At 58.9% G+C, this 13,039-nt stretch carries 13 protein-coding genes and 1 pseudogene; 12 read left to right on the forward strand and 2 right to left on the reverse strand.

What is annotated here, in order from left to right:
- Nucleotides 1-58 precede the first annotated feature (58 nt).
- The 3 genes from AB4Z23_RS23865 (at nucleotide 59) to AB4Z23_RS23875 (ending at nucleotide 1,972) form a co-directional block, all read left to right on the forward strand.
- Complete coding sequence (locus AB4Z23_RS23865) at nucleotides 59-1,165, forward strand: CobW family GTP-binding protein (protein WP_413373138.1); 1,107 nt, start codon at nucleotides 59-61, stop codon at nucleotides 1,163-1,165.
- Complete coding sequence (locus AB4Z23_RS23870) at nucleotides 1,162-1,440, forward strand: hypothetical protein (protein WP_076845917.1); 279 nt, start codon at nucleotides 1,162-1,164, stop codon at nucleotides 1,438-1,440. The genes AB4Z23_RS23865 and AB4Z23_RS23870 overlap by 4 nt, the downstream gene beginning before the upstream one ends.
- 94 nt (nucleotides 1,441-1,534) lie before the next feature.
- Nucleotides 1,535-1,972 (forward strand): YqaA family protein, encoded by a 438-nt coding sequence (locus AB4Z23_RS23875; protein ID WP_076845918.1) that lies wholly within the window; start codon nucleotides 1,535-1,537, stop codon nucleotides 1,970-1,972.
- Between the two features lie 83 nt (nucleotides 1,973-2,055).
- On the opposite strand, the gene zigA is transcribed toward AB4Z23_RS23875, so the two are convergent.
- The gene (gene zigA, locus AB4Z23_RS23880) at nucleotides 2,056-3,261 is read right to left on the reverse strand and encodes a zinc metallochaperone GTPase ZigA (RefSeq protein ID WP_003510636.1); all 1,206 of its coding nucleotides are present in this window, start codon (nucleotides 3,259-3,261) and stop codon (nucleotides 2,056-2,058) included.
- A 358-nt stretch (nucleotides 3,262-3,619) separates the two neighbouring features.
- On the opposite strand from zigA, the gene aztA reads away from it, so the two are divergent.
- From aztA to AB4Z23_RS23925, 9 genes are all read left to right on the forward strand, one after another.
- On the forward strand, nucleotides 3,620-4,435 hold the full coding sequence (gene aztA, locus AB4Z23_RS23885; protein ID WP_076845920.1) for a zinc ABC transporter ATP-binding protein AztA: 816 nt from the start codon (nucleotides 3,620-3,622) through the stop codon (nucleotides 4,433-4,435).
- Nucleotides 4,428-5,294 (forward strand): zinc ABC transporter permease AztB, encoded by an 867-nt coding sequence (gene aztB / locus AB4Z23_RS23890; protein WP_441360856.1) that lies wholly within the window; start codon nucleotides 4,428-4,430, stop codon nucleotides 5,292-5,294. Before aztA ends, aztB begins: the two co-directional genes overlap by 8 nt.
- A 30-nt stretch (nucleotides 5,295-5,324) precedes the next feature.
- Nucleotides 5,325-6,308: a zinc ABC transporter substrate-binding protein AztC gene (gene aztC / locus AB4Z23_RS23895; protein ID WP_065661668.1), complete on the forward strand. Its 984-nt coding sequence runs from the start codon at nucleotides 5,325-5,327 to the stop codon at nucleotides 6,306-6,308.
- Between the two features lie 423 nt (nucleotides 6,309-6,731).
- Entirely contained in the window at nucleotides 6,732-7,424 is a 693-nt protein-coding gene (locus tag AB4Z23_RS23900) for a FadR/GntR family transcriptional regulator (protein WP_003510624.1), read from the forward strand.
- A complete protein-coding gene (locus tag AB4Z23_RS23905; protein ID WP_003510623.1) occupies nucleotides 7,421-8,593 on the forward strand; it encodes a PLP-dependent transferase in 1,173 nt (390 codons plus the stop codon). Before AB4Z23_RS23900 ends, AB4Z23_RS23905 begins: the two co-directional genes overlap by 4 nt.
- 37 nt (nucleotides 8,594-8,630) lie before the next feature.
- Nucleotides 8,631-9,890 carry an ABC transporter substrate-binding protein gene (locus tag AB4Z23_RS23910; RefSeq protein ID WP_003510621.1) on the forward strand — a complete coding sequence of 420 codons (1,260 nt, stop codon included), beginning with the start codon at nucleotides 8,631-8,633 and terminating at the stop codon, nucleotides 9,888-9,890.
- Between the two features lie 152 nt (nucleotides 9,891-10,042).
- Nucleotides 10,043-10,987, forward strand: a complete 945-nt coding sequence (locus AB4Z23_RS23915) for a carbohydrate ABC transporter permease (RefSeq protein ID WP_003510618.1) — start codon at nucleotides 10,043-10,045, stop codon at nucleotides 10,985-10,987.
- A 3-nt stretch (nucleotides 10,988-10,990) separates the two neighbouring features.
- Nucleotides 10,991-11,821 carry a carbohydrate ABC transporter permease gene (locus AB4Z23_RS23920; protein WP_003510396.1) on the forward strand — a complete coding sequence of 277 codons (831 nt, stop codon included), beginning with the start codon at nucleotides 10,991-10,993 and terminating at the stop codon, nucleotides 11,819-11,821.
- 4 nt (nucleotides 11,822-11,825) lie between these two features.
- Nucleotides 11,826-12,902, forward strand: a complete 1,077-nt coding sequence (locus AB4Z23_RS23925) for an ABC transporter ATP-binding protein (RefSeq protein ID WP_025595914.1) — start codon at nucleotides 11,826-11,828, stop codon at nucleotides 12,900-12,902.
- Between the two features lie 10 nt (nucleotides 12,903-12,912).
- Here the strand turns inward: AB4Z23_RS23925 and AB4Z23_RS23930 are convergent.
- Nucleotides 12,913-13,039: pseudogene (locus AB4Z23_RS23930) on the reverse strand (sugar ABC transporter ATP-binding protein); the annotation flags it as partial.

Genomic DNA, 13,039 nt, shown 5'->3' on the forward strand with positions numbered 1-13,039 from the left:
TACATTACGTATTAAATCTCTCCAAGATTTGCTGCTTGAAGGTGCGGATGTGTTCGGAATGAAGCGGAAGAAGGCGGTTGCACCAGAAGACATCTCGTCCGTCACCCCATCCACCGGAACGGTGCCTGTCACACTGCTTACCGGCTTTCTGGGGGCGGGCAAGACCACGCTTCTRAACGAGCTTCTGAGCGAACCGGAAATGCGTGGTGCCGCCGTCATCGTCAACGAATTCGGTTCGGTGCCCATCGATCACGGCTTGGTCCGCACCGGTTCGGAGCGTTATTTCAGGACCACGACCGGCTGCATCTGCTGCACCGCCACCAGCGATATCCGCACCTCGCTTTACGAGTTGCATCTGGCCTTTCTGGAAGGGTTGGTGCCGGAAATATCGCGTGTCGTCATCGAAACCACTGGCCTTGCCGATCCTGCGCCGATCATCAACAGCCTGATTCCCGGTGGTACGCCTGCCGCCGGCCTGCGCGACCATATCGTCGCCCGCCACTTTCATCTCTCCGGTGTCGTTACTGTTTTCGACATTACCTCCGGCCAGGCGATGCTCGACAGTTTCATCGAGGGCTGGAAACAGCTTGCCTTTGCCGATCACATTGTTTTGACCAAAACCGATCTCACTGACGGGGCGGCGAGGGGCTGTGAGAGCCTCTCCGATCTCAATCCTGCCGCGCGTCTGCATGACCGCAACGCGCGCGACTTCAATCTGATGTCGCTGTTTGCGCCGGCGGATTATTCCTTGCGTAACAAGCCGGAAGACGTAACGGGTTGGCTTGCCGCCGACAGGCTGAGCCTGCATGCGGCGCACGTGCACGATATCAATCGTCATGGTGCGGGGGTCGAGGCGTTCGATTTGACGTTCGAAGGCGCTTTCGATCCGCAGGCGATCGTCACCTTTCTCGAACTCGTCACCAGCAACGTGCATTCCGGCCTGCTGCGGCTCAAGGGAATTTTCGGTGCGACGGATGATCCGGACCGTCCAGTGGTCGCCCATGCCGTGCAGCACCGGCTTTATCCGCTGAGCCGTCTGGAAAGCTGGCCGGATGGCAACCGTGCAACACGTGTTGTCCTCATCGGCATGGATATGCCGCAGCAGCCGATCCGCGATCTTTTTGAGGCATTGGCCTCGCAGGCAGCAAGAAGGGTTTTCCGATGACGGCAAGAGCAAATCCGCTTGCACGCAGCGGCTCTGCGATAGTCTCTAAGGCCCGTCTTGTGAAACACTGGACGCGGGAACTGCTTGCCCTCCGCGAAGACGAGATCGTTTCCGTCAACGAGATTGCCTGCGTACAGCCGGATTGCCCGCCGAAGGAAACGGTAATCCTCGTTTTGTCCGCATCCGGCGAAACCCGGCAATTCTCAGTTCACCAGGCGCTGCTGGATATAGAGCGTGATGATATCGTCAGATCCGTCGCCGCCAATCCGCCGTAAGGCCATCTGTATCGAACGCCGTGGCGCTTGACGACAGGTGCCGTCATCCGGCACTTCAGGAGCAGCGGGATTCGCTAAATGTGAAGGGTACGGAATGGCCGATCTGGCGGTATATGCGGGTTTGTTTCTGACGGCTTTTGTCGCGGCAACCATCCTGCCCATGCAGTCGGAGGCCGCACTTGCCGGCCTGATTATTTTGAAGTCCCAGCCGGTCTGGCTGTTGGTTACTGTTGCCAGTGCCGGCAATGTCGCCGGATCCCTCGCCAACTGGCTGCTCGGCCGTGGCATCGAACGCTTCCGGCATCGGCGGTGGTTTCCTGTGGGGGAAGCCGCGCTGCAACGTGCCCAGAACTGGTACAGGCGTTACGGCAAGTGGTCGCTGCTGCTCAGCTGGGCGCCGCTGATCGGCGATCCGCTGACGGTTGCGGCCGGCATCATGAAGGAGCCGCTGCCGGTTTTTCTTCTGCTTGTTACCATTGCCAAGGTTGGGCGTTATCTCGTGCTGACGCTGGTGACGCTGAATTTTCTTTGAATTGCGTTGCCGATACCTTCTCCCCGACGGGGAGAAGGCGAAAGAGGCATCCACTCGTCAAAAAGGTCGGAGTTGAGAACCAATCAAGCCGCCTGCCGGTCCCAGCTGGCGAAGGGGTCGGGCAGGTGTCGCCATGCGTCCGGGGTGAAGGCATCTGTGTCGATCAGGCACGCATCGAGTTGCGCGCGGATGCGCGCTTCGCTCATGGGATCGGAACCGATGAAGACGATTTCCTGCCGGCGGTCGCCAAAGACCGGGTCGAGATAGGGCTTCATCATGTCGAGGAACTGCTGCTCGCGCGGCCATTGCTCGCTCGGCACGGCGGACCACCAAAGGCCCATCTTGCCGGTGCGCACCAGTGCGCCGGCCTGGCTTATCTCCCCGACATAAGCTGGCCGCGTGGCCAGCCAGAAGAAGCCTTTGGCGCGCACCACACCGGGCCAGGCGCGGTCGATAAAACGTTGGAACAGCACGGGATCGAAAGGCTTCCTGGCGCGGTAAACGAAGGAGCGGATGCCATATTCCTCGGTCTCGGGAATGTGGTCCTTGAAACCGTGCAACTCCTTGAACCACAGCGGGTGTTCTTCGGCCTTGGCGAAATCGAAGCGGCCGGTGCCCAGCACCTCCTTCAGTTCCACCTTGCCGAAATCGGCCTCAATGAGTTTCGCATCCGGGTTCAGCCCGACGATGATCTTGCGGGCGGCGTCCCGCTCATCCGGCGTGGCAGTGCCGATCTTGTTGAGGACGACGACATCGGCAAATTCGATCTGCTCGACCAGGAGGTCTACGATGGTTCGGTTGTCCCCTTCGCCCGCCGTCTCACCACGGTCGGCAAGAAAGTCAGAGGAACCGTAGTCGTTGAGAAGATTGGCGGCATCCACCACCGTCACCATCGTGTCCAGATGCGCGACATCGGAAAGGCTGCGACCGTTTTCATCGCGAAAATCGAAAGTGGCGGCCACTGGCAGCGGCTCGGCAATGCCGGTGGATTCGATCAGCAGATAATCAAACCGGCCCTGCTCGGCGAGCGCGCGTACCTCATTCAGAAGGTCGTCGCGCAGCGTGCAACAGATGCAGCCATTGGTCATTTCCACAAGCTGTTCCTCGGTGCGCGAAAGATTGGCGCCGCCATCTCGCACAAGTGCCGCATCGATATTGATCTCGCTCATGTCGTTAACGATCAACGCGACCCGCAGACCGTCGCGGTTGGCGAGAATATGGTTGAGAAGCGTTGTTTTTCCGGCACCAAGAAAGCCGGAGAGGACAGTGACGGGAAGTTTTTTCGACATGCGGGCCTCGTTTTATTAGCGGTGGTAGCGTGGGAGTCATCGTCGTCACGACTTGCGGTAGAGAACGACGGGGCTAGTGGTCACATCGCTTGTTGCTTGTAACGTAATAACATTACATAAGCGCAGCGTGTCAACTGGCTTTAGAAAAATTGCTTGCCGGATGCTTCCTTCGGCTTGTCCCGGGAATCCAGAACCTGGCACGACCATACCCCCGAGGTGATCCTGGAGGTTTCGTCCAATGTGAGATGGAACCTACCTTTCCGATAGTTAATGTTATTTCATTACATATTCGTTTGACGAATGTAATAACATTACATATGAGGGGGTCATCAAATGACATCATGCCCCGGAGGGATCGATGAACGATCCGTGCCTTGCCTTTAAAAATCTGACACTCGGATATGCCGGCCGCGCGGCGGTGCATCATCTGGATGGCGATATTGCCAAAGGGTCGCTCACGGCGGTGATCGGCGCCAATGGGTCGGGAAAATCGACGCTGATGAAGGGCGTCGCCGGCATTTTGAAGCCACTTGGCGGTGAATGCCGGGTTACTCCAGGCGTTTCCGTCGCCTATCTACCGCAGCAGTCTGAACTCGACCGTTCCTTTCCGGCACAGGTGCGCGATCTGGTCGCGCTTGGTCTCTGGCCCAAACGCGGCCTGCTCGCTCGCCATCGCCAGTCGGACCGGGCGGCCATGGCCCATGTGCTGGAAGCGGTCGGACTTTCTGGCTTTGAAAAACGCAATATCGATTCACTCTCCGGCGGCCAGATGCAACGCGCCCTTTTTGCCCGCGCCATGTTGCAGGATGCGCAACTGATTTTGCTGGATGAGCCCTTCAACGCTGTCGATGAGCGCACCGTCGCCGACCTCATGGTGCTGATCAAAGCATGGGTTGCCGAGGGGCGCACGGTTCTGGCCGTTCTTCATGACTACGAGCTGGTGCGTCAGCATTTTCCACAAACACTTCTGCTTGCCAGACGGTTGGTGGGCTTTGGCCCGACACGGGAGGTTCTAAGGCCCGAAATGATGCAGCAGGCACGACGGTTTCACGAGGCATGGGACGGCGACGCCCCATGGTGCGAACCCGCAGCAGCGACGGTGAACGCCGACCTGGCGGAAAAGCCGCAGGATTTCCCCAAACACCCGCAGGCGCATTCGCATATCCATGTCTGATTTCTTCATCGAGCCATTCATCCAGTATGTCTTCATGCAGCGTGCGCTTGCCGGTGCCTTGATCCTTGCTGTCAGTTGCGGGCCGGTCGGGGTGTTTCTGATGCTGCGCCGCATGAGCCTGACGGGTGATGCCATGTCGCACGCCATTTTGCCGGGGGCGGCGGTGGGCTTTCTGTTTTACGGGTTGGAGATTTTGCCGATGACCATCGGCGGGCTGGTCGTCGGTCTTCTGGTGGCACTGGGTGCCGGTGCGGTTTCGCGCTTCACCATCCAGAAGGAGGACGCCTCGCTTGCAGCCTTTTACCTCATTTCTCTGGCGCTCGGCGTGCTGCTCGTCTCCTGGCGCGGCTCCAGTGTCGATCTCATGCATGTGCTTTTCGGCACGGTGCTGGCACTGAACAATGRAGCGCTCGGCCTCATCGGCGGTATCTGCGTCGTAACGCTGACGGTGATGATGGTTTTCTGGCGCGCGCTGCTGGCGGAATGCCTCGATCCCCTGTTTCTGCGCTCGGTCAGCAACTGGGGGAGCCCCGTGCACTTCCTCTTCCTCGCCATCGTCGTCCTCAATCTGGTCGGCGGGTTTCAGGCGCTCGGAACCCTGCTTTCGGTTGGCCTGATGATGCTGCCCGCTGCCGCCAGCCGCTTCTGGTCCAATCGCGTCGCGCCAATGTGCTTCATCTCGATCGGCATCGGCATGGTCTCGTGTTTTGCAGGCCTGCTTCTGTCCTATCACGCGTCGTTGCCATCAGGTCCGGCGATCATCCTGTCCGCAGGCGTCATCTATGTCCTGTCCATCGTCGTCGGCACACGCGGTGTGCTTCGCGATCTTCTCGGTTCCGGTCGTCACAGAACGGCCTGAAAACAGCGTTTGAAAAAAGGAGAACCCTTCATGTTCCAAACCCTACGTCTTGCTACCTGCGTAAGCCTTCTCTCCCTTTCCCCGGTCCTGATGGCGCAGGCTTCTGCGGCTGAACTCAAGGTCGTGGCCAGCTTCTCGATCATTGCCGACTTCGCGAAGAATGTCGGCGGCAAYCGCGTCGAAATCACCACGATCGTCGGACCTGACGGCGACGCGCATGTCTACGAGCCGCGCCCGGCCGACGCCGTTGCTGTCAGCAAGGCGGATGTTGTGCTGGTGAACGGCCTTGCATTCGAAGGCTTCCTGAAGCGGCTGATCGATACCAGCGGCACAAAGGCGCCGGTGGTGGAACTGACCAAGGGCGTGAAACCCCTCAGGATTTCCGACGAGCCAGCCGGTCACGCACATCCGGAAGCCGAGGAAGAGGCGGGTCACGACCACAAGGCAGAGGAAGCGCATGACCATGAGGGACACAATCACGGTGAATTCGATCCGCATGCCTGGCAGTCAATCAAGAATGCGGAAATATACGTGAAGAACATCGCCGGCGCATTTTGCGAGGTCGACAAGGCCGGTTGCGCAACTTACACCGCCAATTCACAGGCCTATATCGCCAAGCTCGCGGCTTTGAACGAGAAGGTGAAGACCGAGATCGCCGCCATTCCGCCGGAAAAACGCAACATCATCACCTCACATGATGCCTTCGGTTATTTCGAGCATGCCTATGGTCTCGAATTCCTGGCGCCGGAAGGTATCTCGACGGATTCCGAAGCGTCTGCCGCCGACGTCGCCAAGCTGGTGGATCAGATCAAGCACGACAACGCCTCGGCGATCTTCGTCGAAAACATCACCGACAAGCGGTTGATGGACCAGATTGCCAAGGAAACCGGCCTGAAAGTTGGCGGAACGCTTTATTCCGACGCGCTCTCGACAGCCGACGGCCCGGCCGCAACCTATATCGATATGGTCAACCACAACATCGATACCATCAAGGCGGCCGTGCTTAGCCAGTAAGAAGACAAAACGGGCGAGGGTGGCACCAGCCACCCTCAGACACCTGACTAACGTATCCCCACACTCGATGTCATCCTCGGGCCCGTTCCGGGGATCCAGTCACGTATCGTAAAATCAATAGCTGGCAGATGCTCGCGATAGGCCCGAGCGCGACGGAGGAGAAGTTTTTTCCTTCTGTCCTAGGCCCCACGGTCGATTGTGCCGTCTCGCAAATTTTGCCCAGCCGGTAAGCCTTCTCCAGCGTTACCAACGCCCAAATCTCTAATTTCCTTCTATTTTTCCCGGAATACGCGGTTCAACAGGGATGTGATCTCCCTGTTTAGGCTGCTTGCGTTCCCCGTTGACAATCGATCAACCGTTTGAAATGGTAAGATGTCAGACCAATTCAAAGGGTAACTCTTGGATAGATCCAGCCGCGAACTAATGCAGCCTATTCCACCCAGCGACCGTGTGCGCCAGGTCGAGGCGGCACTCTCCGATTACGTCGAGAGGGCGGGACTGAAGGCTGGAGATCGGTTGCCGGCCGAGCGAGAGCTGATGGTGGCGCTGGGTGTCGGCCGTTCCACCATTCGCGAGGTCATCCGTAAGTTTCAGGCGCTGGGCGTTATCGACAGCCGCAAGGGCAGCGGCAATTATCTGCTTAAGCCGATTTCCGCCGCAACCGTGCATATGCCTATCTCCATCGATGCCGAAAGCCTGCGCGATGCGTTGTTGATGACGTTGGAAGTCCGGCGTGGCATCGAGGTTGAGGCCTCGATGGCTGCGGCGCGCCGGCGCACGGTGGAGGATATCGCCACGATGGAAGCGCGGCTCGATGAGATGGAGCGGGTGCATCTGGCTGAAGGCACGTCCGGCAAGGCCGACCTTGCCTTCCACCTCTCCATCTATGACGCCACGCATAATTCGCTGTTCAAGCAGCTGCTCGAGCAGATGCGCGAAGGTTTCGAACGTTTCTGGCTGAAGCCTTTCGACCGGCCGGACTTTGCAAGCCGCTCCTTCCCTTTTCACCGCACGCTGTTCAACGCCATCGCCGCCGGCGATGCGGAGACCGCCCGTGAAGAAACACTGAAAATCCTCGCTGTCGTCGAGGAGGATATCAAGGACATGTCGAAATGAACCAAGGCAACGATCTCTTCGATCCCGCCTCTCTGATCGTCGCCCATGACGAGACCCACGCTTTCGAAGCTGTGGTCCCGCCGCTTGTGCAGACTTCGCTTTTCACCTTTTCCAGCTACGACGAAATGGTTTCCACCTATCGCGGCGAAAAGGTGCGGCCGGTCTATACGCGAGGGCTCAACCCGACCGTCAGGATGTTTGAGGAAATGCTGGCAAAGCTTGAGGGCGCGGAAGATGCGCTTGGCTTCGCCAGCGGCATGTCGGCCATTTCCTCCACCGTTCTCTCCTTCGTTTCGCCGGGTGACCGCATCGTCGCGGTGCGCCATGTCTATCCCGATGCGTTTCGCCTGTTTGGCACCTTCATGAAGCGCATGAATGTCGAGGTGGTCTATGTCGACGGCCGCGACGAGGCGGCGGTTGAAAAGGCTATGCCCGGCGCGAAGCTCTTCTACATGGAAAGCCCGACCAGCTGGGTGATGGAGGCCCATGATGTCGGTGCGCTCGCCGCGATCGGCAAGCGCCATGGCGCCGTCACCGTCATCGATAATTCCTGGGCAAGTCCTGTCTTCCAGCAGCCGATCTCGCTCGGTGTCGATCTCGTCGTGCATTCGGCGTCGAAGTATCTCGGCGGGCACAGCGATGTGGTCTCCGGCGTGGTTGCCGGTTCAAAGGCAATGATCGACCGCATTCGTGCAGAGACCTATCCCTATCTCGGTGGCAAGATGTCGCCCTTCGATGCGTGGTTGCTGATCCGCGGCTTGCGCACCCTGCCGCTGCGCATGAGGGCGCATCAGGCATCGGCGTTGGATATTGCCAGCCGCCTGCAGGCGCTCGATGTGGTGGAAAAGGTTTGCCATCCTGGATTGGCGAACCGCCTGCCGCCCGGCCTCAACGGTACGTCTGGCCTGTTTTCCTTCATTTTCAAGGAAGGGGTGGATGTGCGCGCTTTTGCCGACCGCCTCAAACTTTTCAAACTGGGTGTTTCCTGGGGTGGGCATGAAAGCCTGATCGTCCCGGGTGAAGTGGTGCTTGAACAGAAGGCGCAGCCAAACTCCGCCCACACGTTCGGCATCAGCGCGCGTTCCGTGCGCCTGCATGTCGGACTGGAGGGCACAGAAGCGCTCTGGAACGATCTCGAACCCGCGATCAAGGCGGCCTCGGCCGTCTGACGCGTCTCAAAACTGACGACAAAAAGGGGAGAACGACATGAAAAAACTGGTAGCAGCAGCAATCTTTACCGCCCTGATGACCGGAACGGCGCTGGCGGATACGACCTTGAAACTGGTCGAGGTCATTACAAGTCCCGAACGGACGGAAACGCTGAAGGGCATCGTCTCGAAGTTCGAAACTGCCAATCCCGGCACCAAGGTGGAGATCATCTCGCTGCCCTGGAGCGAGGCCTTCCAGAAATTCGCCACGATGGTCTCCGCCGGAGATGTGCCTGATGTCATGGAAATGCCTGACACCTGGCTTTCGCTTTATGCCAATAACGGCATGCTCGAAAGTCTCGAACCCTACCTCGCCAAATGGGAATACACCAAGGGTCTGAGTGAACGCACGCTGGAACTCGGCCGTGATGTGAAGAACACGGCCTATATGCTTCCCTACGGCTTTTATCTCCGGGCCATGTTCTACAACAAGAAACTGCTGGAACAGGCTGGCGTGAAGGAGCCGCCGAAGACGCTCGACGAATTCGCCGATGCCTCCAAGAAGGTCGCAGCACTTCCCGGCAAATACGGTTATTGCCTGCGTGGCGGGCCGGGCGGACTTAACGGCTGGGTCATGTTCGGCGCGTCCATGGCGGGATCGAACGAGTTCTTCACCAAGGACGGCACCTCCACCTTTGACAGCCCTGGCTGGGTGAAGGGCCTGACCTATGTGATCGATCTCTACAAGAACGGGTTGGCGCCGAAAGACAGCGTCAACTGGGGCTTCAACGAGATCGTCGCGGGCTTTTATTCCGGCACCTGCGCCTTCCTCGATCAGGATCCGGACGCCCTTATCGCCATTGCCCAGCGCATGAAGCCGGAAGATTTCGGCGTCATGACCATGCCGAAGGGACCTGACGGCAAGACCTTCCCGACCATCGGTTTCGCCGGCTGGTCGATCATGTCGGCATCCGCCAACAAGGACCTCTCCTGGAAACTGGTCGAGACGCTGGAAGGGCCGGAAGGCAATATCGAGTGGAACAAGAAGACGGGTGCGCTGCCGGTGCACAAGTCGGCGGAGAAGGACCCCTTCTACGCCAGCGAGCAGTTCAAGGGCTGGTTCGACGAACTGGCGGACAAGAACGCCGTGCCGACGAAGATGCCGACCTATCTTGAGGAATTCGCATTCTTCAAGGATTCGCTTGTTATCAAGACATCGCAGGAAGCGCTTCTTGGTGATATCTCACCGGAAGACCTCGCCAAGCAATGGGCTGACTATATGACGAAGGCGCAGCAGAAGTTCCTCGCCTCCAAATAAACCACACGGTTGGCCGCGCGAGATTTGAACCCGCGCGGCCGTTCTTGCGGGCTGTCACAAACGGCAGGCCCCATTTCAAAACGTGCGGACCGGCTGGCCAGAAGCGTTAGAAAAACCTGTCCGCCCCGCCGTCCGATCAGGAGCGATCAATCATGTCCTATGCCCATGGCGCCGGACCCGTGGCCGCGCGCAACCGCGCCGGCAAGCCGGCAATGCAGCGTTTTGCCGACTGGGCCGAACCCTGGCTCTATAGTGCGCCGGTTCTCGTGCTCATTGTTGCCGTCATGCTGGTGCCGCTGGTGCTCGGCCTGTCCTATGCGTTTCGTGACGTGCAGCTGCTCAATCCTTTTTCCGGCGGTTTCGTTGGCTTGAAACATCTGGAGGCACTGTCGCAGGATGCGGCCTTTTACCGGGCGCTGAAAAATACGCTGTGGTGGACGGGGGCTTCGGTATTCCTGCAGTTTTTCTTCGGTCTCATTTTGGCGCTGCTGCTGGACAAGCCGTTCGCGGGCAGGGGGCTGGCCCAGGCGCTGGTGTTTCTTCCATGGGCCGTGCCAACCTTTCTTGCCGGTCTCAACTGGGCGTGGCTGTTCAATCCGGTCATAGGACCGCTGCCGCACTGGATGGTCTCGCTCGGGCTTCTCTCCGCGCCCAACAATATTCTTGCCGATCCGCAGCTTGCCATGTGGGGGCCGATCATCGCCAATGTCTGGTGGGGCATTCCTTTCTTCGCCATCACATTGCTTGCCGCACTTCAGGCGATCCCGCGTGATCTTTACGAGGCCGCTTCCATTGACGGGGCAAACCCGTTGCAGCGCTTCACCTCCATCACCCTCCCATTTCTCGCACCCACCATCGCCATCACCGTTTTGCTGCGCACCGTCTGGATCGCCAATTTTGCCGATCTCATCATCGTCATGACCAATGGCGGACCGGCAGACCGCACCCAGATCGTTGCGAGCTACATCTTCACGCAGGCCTTCCGGCGGCTCGATTTCGGTTATGCCTCGGCCATCGCGCTGGTACTTCTGGTGCTGCTTCTGGCCTATTCCATGCTCATCGTGCTCCTGCGCCAACGCCTTATCGAGAAGGACTGACCGATGACATCAAGGATATTCCTCACCCTTGCCCATCGCCTGGCGATCCTCGCCTATATCGTCTTTGCGCTGTTTCCGCTGTTCTGGCTGCTCAAGGTCTCGGTCACGCCGAATGACCTGCTTTATAGCGAAGGCGTGCGAATGTGGCCGTCGCACGCGACGCTCGATCATTATCGATATGTCATAGAAAACAGTGCCTTCCCGACATTTTTTAAGAACAGCGTCATCGTTGCCGGCTCCACGGCACTTGCCGTTACGGTGCTCTCGTCACTGTCCGGTTATGCGCTGTCGCGGTTCCGCTTCAAGGGCAAATACTGGATCGTGGCGCTGATGCTGATTACCCAGATGTTTCCGCTGGTCATGCTGGTCGCGCCGATCTTCAAGATGCTGTCGCCGCTCGGCCTCACCAATAGCCTGACGGGTCTCGTCATCGTCTACACCGCCTTCAACGTGCCGTTTGCCACTTTCCTAATGCAGTCATTCTTCGACGGTATTCCCAAGGATCTGGAAGAGGCGGCGATGATCGACGGGGCAAGCCGCTTCACGGCATTCCGCCAGATCATCCTGCCGCTGACATTGCCGGGCATCGCTGCGACGCTGGGCTTCGTCTTCACCGCCGCGTGGAGCGAGTTGCTGTTTGCGCTGATGCTGATTTCGGGCAACCAGAGCGCCACATTCCCGGTCGGGCTGTTGACCTTCGTTTCAAAATTTTCCGTCGATTTCGGGCAGATGATGGCGGCGGGTGTTCTGGCGCTCATTCCGGCCTGTCTCTTCTTCCTGCTCATTCAACGTTATCTCGTGCAGGGCCTGACGGCCGGCGCGGTGAAAGGATAATCCCATGGCTTCCATCGAGCTGAAGAATGTCGGCAAGACCTATGGCGACCTTGCGGTCCTGCACGGGGTCGATCTGAAGATCGAGGACGGCGAATTCATCGTCCTCGTCGGCCCATCCGGCTGCGGAAAATCGACACTGCTGCGAATGATTGCCGGTCTGGAGGAGATTTCAGCGGGCGAATTGACCATCGACGGTGAGCGCGTCAACGACCGCAAGCCGAAGGACCGGGATATCGCCATGGTGTTCCAGTCCTATGCGCTTTATCCGCATATGAGCGTCGCCGACAATATGAGCTACAGCCTGCGCCTGCGCCGCAGCACCAAGGAAACAATCGCGGCGGCCGTGGCCGGTGCTTCGGCGAAACTCGGTCTCGATCCCTATCTGGCGCGCCGTCCGAAAGCGCTTTCCGGCGGCCAGCGCCAGCGCGTCGCCATGGGCAGGGCCATCGTGCGCCAGCCTAAGGCTTTTCTGTTCGATGAGCCACTCTCCAACCTCGATGCACGGCTTCGCGAGCAGATGCGGGCCGAAATCAAGCGCATGCATGCTGATCTCGGCGCCACCTCGGTTTATGTCACCCATGACCAGATCGAGGCGATGACGCTAGCATCCCGTATCGTCGCGATGAATGCCGGCCATGTGCAGCAGATCGGCGCACCGCTCGATCTCTACGATCGCCCAGCCAATCTGTTCGTCGCTGGTTTTATCGGTTCGCCGGGCATGAATTTTCTGGAAGGACGGCTCGGGCGTGAGAATGGCGGTAGTTTCGTCGTGCTCGGCGATGGCACACGCCTCGAACTCGGCCGCGACGTGAAGCTTGCCGATGGTGAGCCGGTCACACTCGGTATCCGGCCGGAACATGTCACCGTCTCGCCTGCGGATGGTGCTGTCGAGGCGACCGTCGATCTCGTCGAGCCGACGGGTCTCGGCATCATCCTGCACCTGACCGTGCATGGATTGCCCTTCAAGCTGTTTTCGTCTGATCGGGCGCTGTTGCAGCCGGGCAAGTCCATGCGGGTCGGTTTCCCGCAGGAACGGCTTCATGTTTTTGACCGAAACGGTGTCAGGATCGACGAGGCCTGAACTTAAGGCGTCATATCGCGATGCCCTTGTCATCGAACCTGTGGATTTTGGCATCATCTGGTGTGATGAAGACGGTATCGCCGTGTTTGCATTCGAATTCACCGTCGGTTCTGGCGGTGATGGGGCCGATGCCGGGG

Origin of the sequence: Agrobacterium sp. MCAB5, from assembly GCF_052114365.1 — a bacterium.
In the GTDB taxonomy this organism is placed as follows: Bacteria; Pseudomonadota; Alphaproteobacteria; order Rhizobiales; family Rhizobiaceae; genus Agrobacterium; species Agrobacterium tumefaciens.